This window comes from Secundilactobacillus muriivasis (genome assembly GCF_054785195.1).
This window is the reverse complement of the sequence record NZ_BAABMI010000033.1, coordinates 1-17,852: the sequence shown is the minus strand read 5'-3', so window position 1 is coordinate 17,852 and position 17,852 is coordinate 1. Positions and strand designations below refer to the sequence as shown.

The 17,852-nt window shown below is 49.0% G+C and carries 18 protein-coding genes; 5 read left to right on the top strand and 13 right to left on the bottom strand.

Annotated elements, in window-relative coordinates; translation table 11 throughout:
• Positions 1-2 precede the first annotated feature (2 nt).
• Positions 3-959 carry a hypothetical protein gene (locus tag ACYVR3_RS08715; RefSeq protein ID WP_461243935.1) on the top strand — a complete coding sequence of 319 codons (957 nt, stop codon included), beginning with the start codon at positions 3-5 and terminating at the stop codon, positions 957-959.
• Positions 960-1,035: 76 nt separating this feature from the next.
• On the opposite strand, the gene ACYVR3_RS08710 is transcribed toward ACYVR3_RS08715, so the two are convergent.
• From ACYVR3_RS08710 to ACYVR3_RS08655, 12 genes are all read right to left on the bottom strand, one after another.
• Positions 1,036-1,791, bottom strand: coding sequence for a VOC family protein (locus ACYVR3_RS08710; RefSeq protein ID WP_461243934.1), 756 nt, complete (start codon positions 1,789-1,791; stop codon positions 1,036-1,038).
• A complete protein-coding gene (locus ACYVR3_RS08705) occupies positions 1,784-2,587 on the bottom strand; it encodes a pyrroline-5-carboxylate reductase family protein (protein WP_461243933.1) in 804 nt (267 codons plus the stop codon). The genes ACYVR3_RS08710 and ACYVR3_RS08705 overlap by 8 nt, the downstream gene beginning before the upstream one ends.
• Positions 2,577-3,470: a sulfite exporter TauE/SafE family protein gene (locus ACYVR3_RS08700; RefSeq protein WP_461243932.1), complete on the bottom strand. Its 894-nt coding sequence runs from the start codon at positions 3,468-3,470 to the stop codon at positions 2,577-2,579. The genes ACYVR3_RS08705 and ACYVR3_RS08700 overlap by 11 nt, the downstream gene beginning before the upstream one ends.
• Before the next feature lie 464 nt (positions 3,471-3,934).
• Complete coding sequence (locus tag ACYVR3_RS08695; protein ID WP_461243931.1) at positions 3,935-4,783, bottom strand: methyltransferase domain-containing protein; 849 nt, start codon at positions 4,781-4,783, stop codon at positions 3,935-3,937.
• A 40-nt stretch (positions 4,784-4,823) separates the two neighbouring features.
• On the bottom strand, positions 4,824-5,960 hold the full coding sequence (locus ACYVR3_RS08690; protein ID WP_461243930.1) for an SLC13 family permease: 1,137 nt from the start codon (positions 5,958-5,960) through the stop codon (positions 4,824-4,826).
• Positions 5,947-7,137: an MFS transporter gene (locus ACYVR3_RS08685; RefSeq protein WP_461243929.1), complete on the bottom strand. Its 1,191-nt coding sequence runs from the start codon at positions 7,135-7,137 to the stop codon at positions 5,947-5,949. The genes ACYVR3_RS08690 and ACYVR3_RS08685 overlap by 14 nt, the downstream gene beginning before the upstream one ends.
• Before the next feature lie 1,216 nt (positions 7,138-8,353).
• Positions 8,354-9,085: an acetolactate decarboxylase gene (gene budA, locus ACYVR3_RS08680; RefSeq protein ID WP_054735277.1), complete on the bottom strand. Its 732-nt coding sequence runs from the start codon at positions 9,083-9,085 to the stop codon at positions 8,354-8,356.
• A gap of 175 nt (positions 9,086-9,260) precedes the next feature.
• Positions 9,261-10,190: an L-lactate dehydrogenase gene (locus tag ACYVR3_RS08675; RefSeq protein WP_461243928.1), complete on the bottom strand. Its 930-nt coding sequence runs from the start codon at positions 10,188-10,190 to the stop codon at positions 9,261-9,263.
• Positions 10,191-10,293: 103 nt separating this feature from the next.
• The gene (locus ACYVR3_RS08670) at positions 10,294-10,677 is read right to left on the bottom strand and encodes a hypothetical protein (protein ID WP_461243927.1); all 384 of its coding nucleotides are present in this window, start codon (positions 10,675-10,677) and stop codon (positions 10,294-10,296) included.
• 151 nt (positions 10,678-10,828) lie between these two features.
• The gene (gene htpX / locus ACYVR3_RS08665; protein ID WP_461243926.1) at positions 10,829-11,728 is read right to left on the bottom strand and encodes a zinc metalloprotease HtpX; all 900 of its coding nucleotides are present in this window, start codon (positions 11,726-11,728) and stop codon (positions 10,829-10,831) included.
• Between the two features lie 16 nt (positions 11,729-11,744).
• A complete protein-coding gene (locus tag ACYVR3_RS08660; RefSeq protein WP_461243925.1) occupies positions 11,745-12,308 on the bottom strand; it encodes a LemA family protein in 564 nt (187 codons plus the stop codon).
• Positions 12,309-12,674: 366 nt separating this feature from the next.
• Positions 12,675-13,838, bottom strand: a complete 1,164-nt coding sequence (locus tag ACYVR3_RS08655; RefSeq protein WP_461243924.1) for an aminotransferase class I/II-fold pyridoxal phosphate-dependent enzyme — start codon at positions 13,836-13,838, stop codon at positions 12,675-12,677.
• A 389-nt stretch (positions 13,839-14,227) separates the two neighbouring features.
• Between ACYVR3_RS08655 and ACYVR3_RS08650 the strand changes: the two genes are divergently transcribed.
• The 3 genes from ACYVR3_RS08650 (at position 14,228) to ACYVR3_RS08640 (ending at position 15,842) form a co-directional block, all read left to right on the top strand.
• Positions 14,228-14,452, top strand: coding sequence for a DUF2829 domain-containing protein (locus ACYVR3_RS08650; RefSeq protein ID WP_054735257.1), 225 nt, complete (start codon positions 14,228-14,230; stop codon positions 14,450-14,452).
• The gene (locus ACYVR3_RS08645; RefSeq protein WP_461243923.1) at positions 14,452-15,207 is read left to right on the top strand and encodes a 3-oxoacyl-ACP reductase; all 756 of its coding nucleotides are present in this window, start codon (positions 14,452-14,454) and stop codon (positions 15,205-15,207) included. Before ACYVR3_RS08650 ends, ACYVR3_RS08645 begins: the two co-directional genes overlap by 1 nt.
• A gap of 137 nt (positions 15,208-15,344) precedes the next feature.
• Entirely contained in the window at positions 15,345-15,842 is a 498-nt protein-coding gene (locus tag ACYVR3_RS08640) for a QueT transporter family protein (protein WP_461243922.1), read from the top strand.
• A 388-nt stretch (positions 15,843-16,230) separates the two neighbouring features.
• On the opposite strand, the gene ACYVR3_RS08635 is transcribed toward ACYVR3_RS08640, so the two are convergent.
• A complete protein-coding gene (locus ACYVR3_RS08635; protein ID WP_461243921.1) occupies positions 16,231-17,343 on the bottom strand; it encodes a YdcF family protein in 1,113 nt (370 codons plus the stop codon).
• A 192-nt stretch (positions 17,344-17,535) separates the two neighbouring features.
• On the opposite strand from ACYVR3_RS08635, the gene ACYVR3_RS08630 reads away from it, so the two are divergent.
• A complete protein-coding gene (locus ACYVR3_RS08630; protein ID WP_461243920.1) occupies positions 17,536-17,787 on the top strand; it encodes a hypothetical protein in 252 nt (83 codons plus the stop codon).
• Positions 17,788-17,852 lie beyond the last annotated feature (65 nt).

The following is a 17,852-nucleotide window of genomic DNA, read 5'->3' as shown; positions in this document are numbered from 1 at the left end:
TCGTGAAGAAATCAATGAAACTCGTGTTGTCAGCCGCCTTACTTGGACTGGCACTCGCGGGCTGTGGTAAAGCGTCCCTCACCGTTGACGATCACCACTTAACGCCAAACGGGATGGCCGCAACCATTAAGGGCCGCAGTAACCAAAAACAGGTGCATTACACCATTAACGGTGGCGCCCAACAATCGAAGACGACCAGCAACGGTGGCTATTCAATCACCCTGCCAGCTAAGTCTTACCAACAAACGGTGAAGTTAACGACCGCTGGCCAACACCAAACCGTCACGGTCGCCAAAACTGGCAAGCTGATCAGCTACCAGAAGTTTCAATCTGCGTATAACCAAGCCCTTGCCTTCACTAAGTTATCGGCCGCTGATCAAAAAACGGCGACCCAACTTTCAAGTCAAGCCGCAGCGTTAAAGCAGGAACAGGCTAACATCACCGCTAAAGTTGCGGCTGCAAAAGCCAAGTTAAAGGCTGGTGATACCAGTGCTTCGGCCACCCTTCAAACAGAAGCGGCCAAAGCAACGCAGCTTAAAGCGAGTGCAGCCAAGCTTCAGCAAACGCAAGCTGCCTTAGCACCTAAGATGAAACAAGCCCAACAACAGGTTAAGTCACAGACACTGCCAACAACGGCCAAATCAGGCATCAGCAACCTGTCGACCACCTCAGGCAACACGTTACGGGCTAACGTTCAAAACGGTCAGGTGATTGGTCTGACCTTAATGGTGCCAACGTCTGCTTTGAAGAATAAGGCCGATGCCAAAACCTTTATCACCAGCTTCTCACTACTGACAACCAGCGTAGGAGCTAATGCTAAACACGTGTTGAAGGCTTTCTCAGATAAGGCCAACAAGAAGAATACCAGTCAAACGACTACCAGCACGATTCACTCGAATGGGTTATCGTTTGATTTAGGGTATTCGACGAGTACGTTGTATATTTATGTGACGAAGTAAGATGTGACTAGTACCAAACTAAAAAACGATTGATCGGGCTTGATTAGCAAGCTGGTCAATCGTTTTTTAGTTGGCGTTATTCAAATCGAAACACCGCGTCGCCATACTGCGCTTGATGACCCATCAAACCAGTACCAGCAAAGGTTAATGTTGTGATGCCGTTAGCCGTTCCCGGTACAAAATCCAACTGTCGGTCACCTAACTGAATCCGGTACGCCTCGTGACGTTGTTGAATTGGCTGGTCAAAGAAGCGGCCGAACGCTTGCGCCACAACTCGTGGCTGCTGGACGTCGTACTGGAGGGATTTGACCCAGACTGGGCCGATGGGTTGATCTTTTAATAAACCGGCCTGTTCTAGCCGATAGCGGCGCACGGAATCTGATTCGGGCCACTCGATAAAGAACGGGGCTGCCACCCCATCGATCAATTGGTTCACAAAAAAGATTCGCCAAGTGACGAGTTCCCCCGCCGGCGTTCGACGAGACCCATCCATGATCCGACCAACCCGAAATTCATCCGCCAAACTCCGGTGAACGGCTTCGATGTCGTTGGTTCGAATCCCAATCGTATTGAAAGATTCATATTCAGGTAATGTCTCAAATGCGTCATATAGTGACGTTGCATCATCACGTCCAAACCCAGGATTCGTCGCCTGATCCGTCGTCAGTAACTCAATGTAGTTGAGACCAAAATACCCAACGGCGTTACTCGTCTGCCATTGCGGATGGTGGCCGCCTAACTGAAACGTCAGTCCACGTTGCTCAAACCAATCGATGGCATGCTGCAAATCGTTCACGTTTAACATGGTATGGTCCCAAAGCCGTTCAATCATGGTGCACCCCCAACGCTTCGGTCGTTGTCTTGGCTGCTAAGACCGCATCAGCAATTGCGGCGTCAAACCCACCCTGCGCGAGTGCGTTAGCAGCATGAATGCCAACTCCACCGGCCGAATTATTGCGATCCAATAATACTTCTGGGTGCTGATCTGCCAGCATGACAGCTGCCCCCTTTAAGTTCTCAAGCAACAGTTCGTTTGCCTGATCCCGTGACAAGCCAGCCAACACCCCAGCGTTACTCATCGCCCGGAAGAAGTGGTAGATGTAGTTCGGCCCCGCAACGCCAAATGCCGTGAAAACCGCCATTTGTGATTCCGGAATGACGGCGACTTTACCAATGGCGCTTAAGAACTTAACCACGGCCGTCTGATCTGCGGTGGCATTTAGACTCACCGCATTCGTGCCGTAGCCCGTTTCGGTCATTGTGTTGGGAATGACGCGGGCGATTGGCGTTTGGCCGTTATCAAGTTGCGCCGCAATGGTTGCAATCGATACCCCAGCGACAATAGACAGCACCGTTCCAGTTGGCGTTGCCTTCGCAATCGTTTGAACCACCTGCTTGATGTTATCTTGTGGCCGCACGCCGATGACAACAAACTCGGCCTGATGCATCGCATCTCGATCTGGTATTGCACTCACCCGAACGCCCAGATTTTCTTGCAACCACGTTAACCGGTTGGGATCAATATCCGTGACCCCAATTTGATCAGCCGCCATGCCTTGCCGTAATAGCCCGCGAATCATCGCCGTCACCATCTGACCGCCGCCAATAAAATAAACGTTATTTGTCATCACAAACTGCCACCTTTCGAAAATGCACGTTGATCAATTCTAGAACTAACTGATAAATCGTATACAGCAAAACCACCACAACTAGCCACTGGATCCAAGTCGTTTGTAGGTGATTAAAGACAAAGGCTGCCAATGCCACGCCGACCAGACCGACTGTCGACATCAATAGCACTACTTTACGACTATAGGCTCCTAAGTGAACGAACTTGACGCCACTTAATGACAACGAAAACGAAGCAGCACCCATCATGATTGGAAAAGCTGCTTGCGTACTCAGGCCTAGTAGGTAAACGGTCGCCATGATCAAGGCGTTGGAGCCGATGCCGATATCGTTTAAAAAGCCAAAGCAGAACAGCAACACGGCTGCAATTACTAGTTTAGGACCGGACAGTGCCGTGCTTGAACCACCCGTTGGTAACAAGCCTAGTTTCGTTCCGATAATCGACCCAACTGCGATCACTAAACCAATGGCGATCGTGAGTCGAATCGTATTTTCCGGTAACCGAACCGCGATTCGGGGACCGATCCATGCACCAAGCCCTTGCGCGACGATGCAGGTCAGTAACGTTGCCGGTGCGACGTTAACGCTACTGATATACAGCATCGCCATAAATAACGTTGGAATCACGACTTCGGTGTTGAGCGTCGCCGGTAATTGCTTTAACGGCACCCACTTTAACCGCCGATAAAGGGCTGTGCCGACTGCGAAGTCAGATACTCCAAGTGTTGATAGGAACATCATGATTAGGGCGCTCACGCTTAAAGCGGTGTTATTGATTGGCGTCTCGCGAACGGTTTGCCAGTGTTGGTGAATGTCTAGTGCTAGCACAATGGCGTAGCGGATACCGACTACGATCAAGACGACTAACAGTGCAATTTTCATGTTAAGGCCTCCCAATTGAATTCTTGGGACTAATATACTGTCATTTTTGGCGGTTGCCTACGGACAATTACTGGGTGTTGTCCTCCGTTATTTCACTTGTGTCCAGCGTAAGTGTTGGGTGCGATTTGGGTGTTGGCTGTTTGTCGTCGCTTCGCTCGCCAAAGTCGCATGAAAACCGGTGCTCTCAGGCTACAAAATTCGGCGCCACTTGGACTGTTATTTCTAGGGTTCCTGAAGTTGTAAGAACTTGTCAACCACGCGCTTTCTGGCCACCACGCCGAATGGTGCTGCGCGAGGCAGAAGGTTGCATGTAAGCATGACCCAGCCAACCTACCAAAACCCGGTAGCTTCGCTGGGTCATGCTTACACTCCACCTTCTAACCGCCTCGCTCCGCACACTGTCGCTGGACACAAGCGACAACAAAAAAGCCCACCTCAACAAGGTAGACCAATAAAACGTTAAATTAAGAAGCCGTCACAACGCCGACCTCAAAGTCAGCCGTAATCGACGCCAAGCCCTGCGCCAAAATCGCATCTTTCCGATCAGCCGCCTGCCAAGTCAACGGCGTCATTTCAAACAACGCTTTAAACAGCGCTGGCGTTAAACTAAATTCGTAATGGACTGGGGTGAAGTCAATGTCACCGTACTGGTCAATAAAATGCTGTTTAACGGGGGTGTTATCGTAGGTTGCGTGCTCACCTTCCGGATAAACTAGCGCCCGTAATTCCTTCAAATATTGGCTATTCGGGATGACTTTGATCAACTGGCCACCCTTAGCTAACACCCGGTCAAATTCGTGGTAGTTGGCCGGCGATAAGATGTTAACGATCGTCTGAACCTGATGGTCCGCAAACGGTAACCGCGCCAAGTCGCCCACGGCAAACAGGGGTTGGTGTTCAGCAATCGCGCCAGAACCAGCCAAGTTGATGGCCGGTTTCGAGATATCAATGCCGACATAATCGCCCGCAACGTGCTGGTTAGCCAGCCATTTAGTCGTCGTTCCTTCGCCGCAACCAGCATCGAGAATCAAACCCCCACCGTCAATGTGCCGCAACACTTCCTGCAGCATCGGTTCAAAGAACCCGGCCGTTAAAACTTGTTGCCGGTACCGCAGCATTTCATCCGAATATTCAGTCTTCACAGGGGCGTTGAGTAAGAACAACGTGCCCTTTTTGGAGACATCAAAATTATGGTCGTTTTCGCACCGCAACGTGCCATCATCCGCCGTCAGTAAACGTCCCTGACACACCGGACACTGAAACTGAGTTAAGTGCCGGGTCAAAAACCGGCTCGCAAGTTCTGCTTTTTTCACAACGTTCCTCCATCATTTTGCTAATAGGGCCAGTGTACGCTTAACCCGCTAATTGAAGCAACCCCCAACCAATGAGGCCAAGGATTAACAACGCGCCAAAGTTCAAGACCGTGGCCACACGTAAATACCGTCCGGAAGGCTTCACCACCCGGTTTTGGTAGGCTTTATACGCCAACAAGTTTGCCAACGAGGCCACTAAAGTCCCTAAACCACCAACGTTGACGCCTAAAAATAGTGCGTGAACTTGATTGGTGAATTTGGCCAGTAAAATTGTGGCTGGCACGTTGCTAATGAACTGGCTCAACCCGAGTGCACTCAGGTACGTGGTCAAGGGCGTGTGCACCAACTGCTGCACGCCGCCAGCGATCCACGGCGCTCGGCTTAGATTGCCAACCGCAATAAAGAAGCCAATAAAGGTCAGCAACAGCCCATAATCGATTTTGACGATCAGTCGCCAGTCGATCAGTACCAATAACCCAAGTGCTACTAGCCCCATCACCCAAAGCGGAATCAACGAAAAGATACCCAACAAGATAACAATGGTCGCAATTCCGGCAATGCTTACCAGCCGGCCATTGAGTTGTACCGACACTGCTTGAGGACGTTCAATTTGGCGCTTCGGAATCAACCAGGAAAGGCCCCACAAGAGGATTGCACTCGCTACACTGATTGGCCAAGACAACTGCAAGAAATGTCCTAAACTCAAGTGGTAATGCGTGAGTAAAAACAGGTTTTGCGGATTGCCCATCGGCGTCAACAGGCTCCCAAGGTTGGCCGCCATCGCAATCAAAACGGTGGGCATCACCGCTGAAAAGCCCACCATCTCAGAAATCATCACTAATAATGGCACCAATGTGATAATCGCCACGTCATTTGTCAACAGCATCGCGCTAAAAAATGCCAGTACCAACAACACCTGAACCAGTTGCCGTTGATGCTTCACCGGCGCAATCAACCGCGCCGCTAACGCATCCAAAACGTGTAGCCGTTCAAATACCTGAACTACCGCCATTAACGCCGCTAAGGACGCAATCGTTTGCCAATTCACATCGCTGAGGCGTGGCCGGCTAATCACAGTTGTCACTAACGCAACCGCCAAGGCGACCCACATCATCACATCGTGCTGCAGTTGCCGTAAAAGTCCCTTGATCATCGGTAACCCCTTAGCTGATTGCATGGGCTTTGATCCGCACCGCAAACGTCATCAAGTAGGACACGCCCAAGAACCCTGCCACGACAATGTAAGGATAGTGGGTATTCATATCTAACAACGCGCCAGACATCAATGGACCAATGACGTTTCCGACACTGGTCAGTGACATGTTGAGGCCGTTGATCAGGCCTTGGTTCTTGGCGCTTAATTTAGTTAACAACGTGGTAATCGCTGGCCGCAGTAGATCAAACGCCGTGAACGCAAACAGCGTAGCGATGATGACTTCAATCTTGCTGTGGGCAAAAATAATCCAAATCGTGCCTGCAAATGCTAACAGGAAACAGTAACGAATCAGCCGCGTTTCCTTCAACCGGACTACGAGGCGATCGAACAGCATGACCTGGAAGAACAGCGAAATCAACCCGTTCAGCGTCAAGACTAACGCAATGTTATCGATACTGAAGTGGAACACTTCGTTAACGTACAGGCTGTAGATACTTTCAAATCCTTGTAACCCAAACGAGGACACGAGAATCAGCACGAACAGTAAGATGACGGGCTTGATCAACAGGTCACGCCAATCGCCCTTCATGCTGTTGATATCCCGCTGCATTTGCTCAACGTCGGTGTTGACCATGTCGATATCCGAATCCTTTGGTAACATCGCTAACAAGGCAATCGTGCTCAACAACCCGAGAACCCCAGCGACCCAGAACGGTGCCTTGTAGTCGATGCCGGCAAGAATCCCACCAACGCCGGGGCCAAGGATCAAGCCACCACTAAATGCCGCCGAGAGCCAGCCAATCACCTTCGCCCGTTGCCGCTTGGTCGTAATATCAGCCGCCAACGCCATCCCAGTGGGCGTCACCATAGCAGCGGAAATCCCACCAATGATCCGTGAGATGTTAAATACCCATAGGTAGTTCGTCACGGCAAAGACAAATTCCGACACCATGTAGAGCGCCAAACCAATCGCTAAAATTGGTTTGCGCCCCACCTTATCCGAGATTCGACCCACAATGGGAGAAGCCACGAACTGCGCCAACGCAAACAGCGACGTCATGATTCCCATATCCAATGCGGATAAGTGCAGTTCGGTCTTCAAGAACGGCATCACCGGAATAACGAGACCGATTCCCAGACAAACCAGAAACTCACTGAGAATTAAAATAAAAATGGCGCGTTTGACTTTGGCTGACATGAACGGTTCCTCCCTTTGTTTGGTTGATTAATTTTTTGTTCGTAAATTGCGCATAAAGAATAGTATAACAGTTGTTTTTGGGGGAAGTCCAGCAGAGAGTGGAGAAGGGCGGTTAGAGAGCAGTATGTAAGGTGGAGCAAGTGAAGCTCCCCGGGTTTTGGGGAGGTTTACTTGCTCCACCTTACATGCAGCGCTCTGCCCTTCGGAACTCGTTTCGGCGCGGAGGCCTAAAACCAGTAGCGTAAGCAGGCTTCTTAATGTGCCCAATTATTGCCAATTAACAGTTAACGTGGCGCCGAAAATCAGTAGTAGCAACGCGCATCGCCAGTACCACTCAACAAACTCAATAAAGAATCCATTTTTAGTTTGGGAACAGCAACACACATTTTCATCCCAAATCAATTACCTTTAGCTGACATCAATTCCCCTACTAATCCCTATTTAAACGCGAAAAACGGTCATTCGCAAGGCTGGTTGCGGTGGCCGGTTTTCGGTTGGTTATTCAGTTGTTTGGGAATGTGGTTTATTGTGGTTTCTTTGCTTCAATCATTACTGTTAACACGGCTGACTGGCGACGCTCACTACTATTACCTTATTTTCGGCTCAGTTTAGACTTTTGCTTTCCCAAAGTCAGTTCAATCAAGAAGCTTGTCAGCGTTATTCCGTTCTGGCCACCACGCCGAAACGTGCGCCACAAACCAGAAGCTTGCACATAAGGCCTCACCAACATAACCCCAAAGCCTAGGAAGTGCTGATTACTGATACTGAATGCTTTGGGCGACGCTCACTACTATTACCTTATTTTCGGCTCAGTTCAAACTTTTGCTTTCCCAAAGTCAGTTCAATTAAGAAGCTTGTCGGCGTTGTTCCGTTCTGGCCACCACGCCGAAACGTGCGCCACAAACCAGAAGCTGGAGCATAAGGCCTCACCAACATAACCCCAAAGCCCAGGAAGTGCTGATTACTGATACTGAATGCTTTGGGCGACGCTCACTACTATTACTTTATTTTCGGCTCAGTTCAAACTTTTGCTTTCCCAAAGTCTAGTTCAATCAAGAAGCTTGTCAGCGTTATTTCGTTCTGGCTACCGCGCCGAAACGTGCCAAGCAAAGCAAAAAGTTGCATACAACGGCACCCAAGCAATATTGGCCAAAAACCAGTCAATATTGCTTGGGTGCCGTTGTACTCCACTCTTTAACCGCTTTGCTTCGCACTCTTATTTTTCCGCCGCCCTAATCGTCTCCGTAATCTGATCATCCGAAAAATCATGATCCATATACGGTTTGTTCTTAGTCGGTAAGTGTTGTTCCAGCGTATCAAACACCTGTAACCCCACTGTTGCTTGATCGACGTGGAAGCTTAACACGTGGCCACCGAAATCGTGGTCGTCTGAGATGAAGTGGTGGTGGAATCCGCCTACCGCTGCACCGTCGAAAATTTCTGGTGAGTAGTAGCTGACTAAGGTGCCGCGGACATCGTCCTTTTCAAATAACCCTTGATTCCGTGCTGTTTGGGCCAGTGTGTGGTAGGGTTCGACTGATTTTTCGACCGCCCGCGTCTTCACGTGGGTAAACGTGCCAGTGACTTCGATCGAGAAGAAGGTATTTTGCGCAGCCGCCTCCTGTAAAACCTGTTGTTCTAGCATAAATTGGTTGGTATCACTGACGTTCACTAGTTTTTTAAAGGCCGCTTGGTGGACCGTCACAAAGGGCATCGTAAAGTCGTCATCGACAACGGTCACTTTGCCGTCACTTGTCACTTGATAGGGTACGCCGTCCAAAATGATCAATTCACCATCAAGGCCTTCCCCGGTTCCAATGCCGGTATCACCGTGCTTCAACAGTTCGCCCATGGTAATGGTGCCGGCAAGTAACCCCGGTACGAGTAAGGCGAGCGTGCCATGTTGATAAAGCGTTGTTGGTGATAAGAGCGTTTTTGATGCTGTCATGAAATCATTTCCTTTCAGATAGAGTATGGTCAATTTGAGACTATGTACGGCGGAGTCAGCCCCCGTCACGGCGTCGCTATCGTTCAATAGTGAACATTCCCCATAGCGTACAAAAACCCTTCGTCAAACGTTAGCAAAATTCCCGCGTTCGGCAAAAGGCCTTTTCAATTTTAATTTAACTGTTTTTTTGGCTTTCAGCAAACTTTTGTTGAATGAAGTCCGCCGAAACCTGTAACTTCTTCAATTCTTCTTCGGTCAGATCAAGTTGGATCTGTTCTTGAATCCCATCTTGGCCAACGATTGCTGGGTAAGACAGGTAAGCATCGTATTCTTTGCGGTAGTTTGATACCGGCAATTCAGTTGCGGCACCACTGAGGATGACGTTGATCAACCGAACCGCCGCCGAAGCAATCGCGTAGTTGGTATAATGTTTGCCGTTAAAGACCGTGTAACCACCAGCCCGCGCTTCTTGATCAAGCGCTTCTAGGTCCAAGCCCTTGTCAGCCGCAATCTCGGTGATTGGCCGACCCAACACGCGAACCGTGGACCAAGCCGTAAATTGAGAATTACCGTGCTCTCCCAAGTTATACCCGTTTACGGAGCGCGCGTCAATCTTTAATTCATTGGCGACCGCTCGTTTCATCCGGGCAGAGTCCAATAACGTCCCGGTACCAATGACGTGGTTCTTAGGTAAACCAGTGATTTTCTGGTAAATTGACGTGATCACATCCACTGGGTTCGTGATGACTACTAAGATGCCGTGGAACCCAGACGCTTTGATCTTACCCGCTACGTCCTGAGCTGCCTTGCTGGTAAATGGAAATTCCACGAACCGGTCATTAGTCGTCGTTAATTGTAACGCAATGTTACCGACTGATGAAACCACTAAGTCTGCATCCTTCAACGCATCGTAATCGTTCACCGTGATTTTCGTGTGGTGTGGGAGGTTTGGCATGGCATCTTGAAAATCAAGTGCATCCGCGTTCACCTTTTCTTCCCGCGTATCAATGAGAACTAACTCGTCCGCATAGCCGTCAACTACAACGTGGTGGGCAATCGCTGCCCCAACGTTTCCGATTCCGATAATGCCAATTTTTCGTGTCATGCCGCAACACTCCTTAAATTTTAATGTTCTAATCTTAATTTAGCATGTTCTCGCCGGGGTTTAAAGCCCTAGTTCACCAAAACCGCGTTGATTGCTGGATTTTTCATCTTTTGGGTAGGTTTGATTGTTGAAAATACACCACCAGACCCCAGATTCCCGGGACTGCGTAGAGCGGACTCCCTAAGAAGGCCAACACCAGGAATACGATTGGCATCGTGGCCGTGCGAACTGGCGTTAACCGCCAAGTTGCCACAAAAGCGATGACTAACAACACCAGTTTCCAAACGTTCCAAAAACTTGCTAACACCATGCTGAAGCCAACTGGCCAGTACGAATGACTGCCCATCATGCCCATGCCATAGTGCCGCATCCCCATCATCATACCGGTATGCCTCCAACTAGCACCTAAGAATCCCCAGAGAACGCCAAGTAACGAAATTCCCCAGATCACCCAAGCCACCGTTTGAAGCGTTGACTGCTGTTTCACATGACCCCCTCCTATTCGGTTCTATTTTATCGCAGTTCGGGGGCGAAAACGAGATTACGGGCGAAATACTAACCGGTTGTGGCCACAAGCTTATTCATGATTAACGGGCAACCAAAAAGACGACCACCAAAACTGGTAGTCGTCTTTTCCACTACATATGTTCCAACCGGTCGATCCGATCCGCCATTGGTGGATGGGTGTCAAACAGGTGGGCAAAGCTGCGTTTCTTCTTAAACGGATCGGCAATGTAAAGCGCTGCGCTACTAGCATCCGGTGCCTTCATAGGATCCGCAACTGAAATCTTCTCCAGCGCAGAGATCAACCCATGGGGATTCCGTGTCAGTTCAACCGCACCGGCATCCGCCAAATACTCACGGTTACGCGACAGTGCTAGTTGGGCAATCGTGGCGGCTAACGGGCCTAAGATCACTGCTAGAATCGAAATCACCAGCATCACGACCTGTAACCAGCCGCCACCCTCGTTATCGTTATCTCGTCGGCGACCGCCACCCCACCAGAAATAGTGGGTCACGAAGTTCACCATCATACTAATTGCGGCCGCTAACGCTAAGGCAATCGTTTGTAGCCGAATATCGTAGTTTCGCACGTGGGTCATTTCGTGGGCCATCACGCCTTCAAGTTCTTCACGGTTAAGCCGTTCAAGGATCCCACTGGTAGCCGCCACCGCAGCGTGTTCCGGGTTGTTCCCCGTTGCAAATGCGTTGGGACTGGGATCATCAATGATAAAGACTCGCGGCATTGGGACTTTCGCCACCAACGCCATGTCTTCCACCACGTGCCAGAGTTCCGGCGCCTGTTCCGCACTGGTGATCTCGTGGCCGTGGTTCATTTGCATGACCACGTTGGTAGAATTACTGATCATGATGCCACAGTAAATCGCCGCAAACACCAGTGCCATAACGGCTCCGGCAATCAGGCTATCCCAAAAGACGTAGCCAATGGCACTCCCAATCACCAGCAACAGTAACACGAACCCGACCATGACGTAGACCGTCCGCCGTTTATTTTGTGCAATTTGTTCGTATAGCACGCCGCATCATCCTCGCTTATTTATCAAAGGAAACCTTTGGAGCTGCCTTTTCTTCTTCAGGCACCTCAAGGTAGTCGCTCAACTTGAAGTGGTGGATCGATGCCACGATGTTACTTGGAAATGATTGAATCTTCAGGTTAAAGCTGGCCACACTTGAGTTATACAGTTGCCGAGAGTAGGCAATCTTGTTTTCAGTGTTGGTCAGTTCTTCCATTAACTTGGTGTACTCGCTGTCCGCCTTCAAATCTGGATAAGCTTCGGCCACCGCAAAAATGCTCTTCAAAGAAGCACTCAGTTGGTCGGACACTTCCATGGCCGCTTGGTGGTCGCCAGCTGGCACATTGGCCATTTGGTTCCGTAAGCCAACCACCTTTTCCAACGTACTTTGTTCGTAATGACTGTAGCCCTTCACCGTTTCAATCAGGTTTGGGATCAAGTCGTTTCGCCGCTTAAGTTGTACGTCGATTTGGCTCCAAGACTCTTGGACGTAGGTCCGGCCCTTGATCAAGCCGTTATACGCGCTAATGTAAGCAATCACCAAAATCACAACGATCACGGCAACAATAATTCCTGCAATCACGTTAATTCCCCCGTTTCAATTGACGTTAAGTCGTCTCAATAAGTTCATTCTAACAGGAAACGTTAGCTAAGCCCACTGATTTAGGCGACTATTTATCCTAATTTAAGTTTAATTTCATGGCTATTATCGAACGTTTCACCCTTGAATTTATCAACTTATCGTTGTATGCTAACCAGCGTATACATAATTTAAGGAGATGTTGGCGTGAACTTTGATCGCAAACTTCGACTGACCGCTATGGTAACCGGCGCTTTGATCGGCGCCTTCAGCTTACTATTTCAGTGATTATTATTCCGACCAGCCATCAAGCAAAAATACCCGAGAATCCAGATTGGATTTTCAGGTATTTTTTATTTTACACTAAAATTATTTCGTTAAATCCTGCAACAACTTGCCCAACGCGCTCACAGCCGTCCGAATATTCTCATCGCTCGAGGCGTAGCTGATCCGTAAGTAACGGTCATCGCCAAACGGCTTTCCTGGCATAATCCCAACGTGATAGTCCGCCGCTAACCGATCCGCAAACTGCGTGCTGGTCTGGTGACAAGCTTCTGGAATCTTGGCGAAAATGTAGAAGGCGCCGTCAGGTTCAACCATCTCAAAGCCGAGCTTAGTCAACTCCTGCTTCAAGTAATCACAGCGTTTTTGATAAATCGCCCGCATCTGAGCGGCATCATCTTGGCCGTGGGTCAGTGCTTCAACCGCCGCGTATTGAACGATCGAGGTTGGTGTGGTGACTTGGAACTGATGGGCTTTCGCAATTTCATCGATCACCCCAGTTGGCCCAAAGGCAAAGCCGATTCGCCAGCCAGTCATAGCATGGGATTTAGATAACCCGTTGATAATGATGGTTTGATCTGGAAGCCACGTCGACAGGGAGTAGTGCTTCACGCCGTAGGTCAATTCGCCGTAAATTTCATCGCTAATGATCCACAACTCACGGTTCTTCAAAGTTGGCACTAGCGCCTTGAGTTGGTCTTCGGTATAAACAACACCGGTAGGATTACATGGGTCCGTAATCACGACCCCGCGAACCGTCACGTCGGGATGGGCCGCAATCGCCGTCTCAACTTGTTCAGGAGTTAACACAAAGTTAGAATCACTGGTATCCACCATAATCGTTGTTAAGCCATTCACATTGGCTAACGTCTTGTAAATTGGATAAGCGGGTCCGGTAATGATCACCCCGTCACCCGGGTTAAATAACGTCTTAAAGGTAGCGGCTAACCCTTCCGTGGCACCAACCGTACAGAGGATCTGATCTGCCGAATAGTTGTAACCAAACTTTTCACGGTAGTAAATTGACGCCGCATCGCGAAGTTCTTGAATCCCCCAGTAGTAAGTATAGTGGGATTGGTTATCATTGATCGACTGAATTGCAGCCTGCTTAATGTGCTCTGGTACGTTGAAGTCGGGTTCACCTAACGTGAGCTTAACGATTCCCGGATACTGACTAATTTGATGGTCAAATTGGCGTAGGGCTGAGGGTTGAACATCGATAATTTCTGGGTTGAGTTGTTTTAGATCCATGGCAGGTCCTCCGTTTGCTTGTTGATTTTTTCACTTTTTTAAAGTTGTATTTTCTTTCACTTAATTTTAATGATAGGCGCGTTATTGGGAAAATACAACTGGGGTTAGGGAATTGTTGGGGATTCTTTATGTTTTGGTAGTGGGAGGTGGTTGAGCGTTCCGGAATTAAAATGGGATTGCCTTTGCCTCGTTTCTTTTGATTTCCTGCTGTTCACTGTCCTCGAGACTAAACGTGCTCCATGGGGCAAAGAGTTGCATGTAAGCCAAGCAAGCTAAAATCCCAGACCCGGGGATTTCAGCTTGCTTGGCTTACACACCACTCTTTAACCGCCCCATTCCGCACTCTGTTATGTTACACTAAACCAAACAACTCAAGGAGGTCATTCCACATGACATTTGAAGCAATTTTACCCCACATTAAAAACGGCGAACGTGCGGTTCGGACCGGTTGGGAAGGAACTGAGCTCTTTATCGAACTTCAGCCTGCTGGTACTTTTAACGGTGATGCCTTGAATCCTTACTTCCTGATTAAGACAGCTGACGAAGCTTACAGTGCTTGGTCACCTACTGACTGCGACATTTTGGCAACCGACTGGGAACTGGTGACCGATTAATGGCTGGTCAATTCGATGGTCAAACAGTTATCGTTACTGGGGCGGCCTCTGGCATCGGTGCAGCGCAAGCGCTCGGTTTTATTAAGGCTGGCGCTAACGTTATCGCAGTCGACCAAGACATGGCGGGGCTTCAACAAACCGTCACAACGGCCGATAGCGAGCGACTCCATCCGTTGATTGGTGACGTTAGCCGACCTCAAACTGCTGAACAAGCTGTTGCGTTAGCGCTATCCGCCACTAACCGTCTCGACATCGTCTGCAATACCGCGGGCATTCTTGACGGGTACAGCCCTGCGATGGACACCAGCTTTGACCAGTGGCAACACATCTTAAACGTTGACCTCAACAGTCAGTTTCTGTTCGTCAAAGCCGCCCTTCCCACCTTTCTCGCCCAAAAACACGGCGTCTTCGTCAACATGGCGTCGATTGCCGGTCTCGTTGCCGGTGGTGGTGGGATCGCCTACACGGCTGCCAAACATGCCATCATTGGTTTGACGAAACAACTCGATATCGACTACGCTGCTGAAGGCATCCGCGCTAACTGCATTGCGCCCGGTGCCATCGACACGCCAATGAACGCCGCTGACTTCGCTGGTGACGGTCACATGGCTAAGTGGGTGGCTGATCAAACACCTGCTAAGCGGTGGGCTTCTGCTGAAGAAGTCGCCAACCTCACGTTATTTGTTGCTAGTGAGCAGGCCAGTTACATTCACGGCACCACGTTGCCAATTGATGGTGGCTGGTTAGCCCGATAGCTTAAACTGCATTTGGCATCAGTTTCCAAACGTGCTAAACTAGTGGCTGATGTTTTTCAATTCGTTTCATCCCCGACACTTCAATCCTTTGGCCGGGGTATATCACTAACCACTATATTGGTTATAAAGGAGAAATTATGAAGAATTCTGCAAACACATCAAGTCTCTCAACTCAGAGTATCGCTAAAACCGCCGTGGTCGCTGCACTTTACATCGCGATCACCATCATTCTGGCCCCCATTAGTTTTGGGGTGGTCCAGATTCGGATCGCCGAGATGTTTAACTATCTGGCGCTCTATAACAAGCGGTATATCTGGGGCGTGACCCTTGGTGTGTTTTTAGCTAATTTCACGTCACCAACCTGGACACTGGACGTGCCAATTGGCACCCTCTCAACGTTACTGGTCCTCATCCTAGTTCGCTGGGTCACGAAACGTATCCCGGATATGCGGGTCAAATTCCTCGTGACCGATATCATCGTCTCACTATCCATGTTGACCATTGCAGCCGAACTTCACTGGATCTCAAACCTGCCATTCTTCTGGAGCTGGCTGACGATTGGTTTGGGCGAGTTGTTGTCGATGTCGATTGGTGGGGTTTTGATTTATGCGTTGGGGAAGCGGATTAAGTTTTAGAGCGTGAGGAGAAGCGGTTAGAAGGTGGCGTGTAAGGTGGCCCAAGTGAAACTGCCCGGGTTTTGGGCAGTTTTACTTGGGCCACCTTACACATAACCTTCTGCTTCTCCGAACGAGTTTCGGCGCGGCAAAGGCAACCAGTTCCATAATAGCCACTTCATAATAACTAAATTCCGGAACGCCCCATCCTCAATAACGCCGAAACAAACGCCGCCTCAACACACGTCGCCATCAACCACTCTACGATAGGAAAAACCTATCTTTGGCGCAGTTCCCGCAAACACCTCCCCACCATCACCACCCAATCAACCAGAACAATCAACCATCAAAAAAACGCCATGTGCTCTGACAACCACTCAGAACCCATGACGTTTTTTAACGCTCAAAACTAAATCGAATTAATAAAATGCTGAAAACTCCGCACCACGCCAGCAATCCATTCCGGATGCGCCGACAAAACGCTCCAAAACAGCGAAAAGACAAAAATCAGTCCCAGCATAATCGTATGAAGCCGCTTCTGCCGCATGACAATGGCGATGTACTCACGCACCACGGCATTTGGTAAGAAGAACCGTGCTGTCCGTGATCCGATTCCGGCTGCCTTTAAGCCCACCGTCTTGGCGAAAATTGCCGCTCTAAACGTGTGGTAGTTGTTGCTGACGAAGATCACTTTTGGCTTACTCAACTTGAAGCTGTCGATAATCTTCTTAGAAAATGACATGTTCTCCAACGTCGTGCGGGATTCAGTCTCCGCAATCGCATCGTTGACGTCAACATCGTGAGCAATGGCGTAACGGCGCATCGCTTCGCCTTCAGGAATGGTTTCATCGCCACCCTGACCGCCAGAAAGAATCATTTTAGGCGCTTTGCCGGTCCGTTTTTTCTGAATTTGGTAAAAATGAATGCCCCGGTCAATTCGCTGGGCAAGCAGCGGCGTAACTTTATCGCCGTCCATCAAACCAGCACCCAAAACAATGATGAAATCTTTGTTGTGACGTGGCCAGTACAGTTGATAGAGCACTAAGACCGTCAAATAGTTATAGAACCAGAAAACGGCGTACGCGATGCACAACGTGGGAAACGAAATGAACAGGGTTGACCAGAATAGCGGTAAGTGGTTCTGAATCGCCTGCGCGATAAACGGCATGATGATAATGGCAACGCCTAAATACAGCGTCAGCATGTTTGCCAATGAATGACTCTCTCGGCGCCAAACAATGGCCGCATTCCACAATAGTAAAACGGATTGAAAGGCAAACAACATGCCGATACAAAATAGCAGAAACAAAAATAAAAAGCCAACTGGATAAATCAGGCCGTTGATGCCCGATACCAGAATCGTTGCGCCAACGTCAGCCCAAAAAGTATAGAAAAATAGGTTAAACCAGATCCCGTTACGCAACTTGGTGCGATCCCTCAGATAACTCGCCAGAAAAATCAGCAAGAAAACGGTGGCCGCGACCCAGGTGAATTTTAGGATCGTTACGTATTGTGGTGCCAAATTAAAATTCCTCCCCTAAAAATTAGTCCGAAATCGGGTATTACCGCCCACTCGGTAACTAACGCTGGCTTTATTATAGCGTATTGCGGGTTATCCGGAAACAAGTCTCACAGATAATTATCATGCGTGGCAAATGCTGGATGTCGTATAATAGGTGTAAGCTGTTAACCTGAAAAAAGAGGAATTTAGACGATGAATAATCAAGCCTTCTACGAGGACTTAGTCGACCAACGAACGATCTCTGATTCAATGAAATTAGCGGAAGCTTTTATGATTCGCTACCGAACTGCCATGGATTTCGTCATGGACAAGCTCAATTTTTTGAACCGGGAATTTAAACTGAAAAACGACTACGATTTAGTGGATAGTATGCAACACCGGATCAAAACGCCGGATAGCATTTTGGAAAAAGTGGACCGAAAACACTTTCCCAAATCATACTAAGATAAAGTCAGATAAAATACGACGGTATTTTATCGCTACTTTTTGATAAAGTAGTTATGAAACCT

Excerpts from the sequence above, each read along its gene's own strand:
- ACYVR3_RS08675 (WP_461243928.1), bottom strand. The coding sequence starts at position 10,190 with ATGACACGAAAAATTGGCATTATCGGAATCGGAAACGTTGGGGCAGCG.
- ACYVR3_RS08645 (WP_461243923.1), top strand. The coding sequence starts at position 14,452 with ATGGCTGGTCAATTCGATGGTCAAACAGTTATCGTTACTGGGGCGGCC.
- ACYVR3_RS08690 (WP_461243930.1), bottom strand. The coding sequence starts at position 5,960 with ATGCAATCAGCTAAGGGGTTACCGATGATCAAGGGACTTTTACGGCAA.
- ACYVR3_RS08705 (WP_461243933.1), bottom strand. The coding sequence starts at position 2,587 with ATGACAAATAACGTTTATTTTATTGGCGGCGGTCAGATGGTGACGGCG.
- ACYVR3_RS08700 (WP_461243932.1), bottom strand. The coding sequence starts at position 3,470 with ATGAAAATTGCACTGTTAGTCGTCTTGATCGTAGTCGGTATCCGCTAC.
- budA (WP_054735277.1), bottom strand. The coding sequence starts at position 9,085 with ATGACAGCATCAAAAACGCTCTTATCACCAACAACGCTTTATCAACAT.
- ACYVR3_RS08710 (WP_461243934.1), bottom strand. The coding sequence starts at position 1,791 with ATGATTGAACGGCTTTGGGACCATACCATGTTAAACGTGAACGATTTG.
- ACYVR3_RS08640 (WP_461243922.1), top strand. The coding sequence starts at position 15,345 with ATGAAGAATTCTGCAAACACATCAAGTCTCTCAACTCAGAGTATCGCT.
- ACYVR3_RS08685 (WP_461243929.1), bottom strand. The coding sequence starts at position 7,137 with ATGTCAGCCAAAGTCAAACGCGCCATTTTTATTTTAATTCTCAGTGAG.
- ACYVR3_RS08650 (WP_054735257.1), top strand. The coding sequence starts at position 14,228 with ATGACATTTGAAGCAATTTTACCCCACATTAAAAACGGCGAACGTGCG.
- ACYVR3_RS08655 (WP_461243924.1), bottom strand. The coding sequence starts at position 13,838 with ATGGATCTAAAACAACTCAACCCAGAAATTATCGATGTTCAACCCTCA.
- ACYVR3_RS08630 (WP_461243920.1), top strand. The coding sequence starts at position 17,536 with ATGAATAATCAAGCCTTCTACGAGGACTTAGTCGACCAACGAACGATC.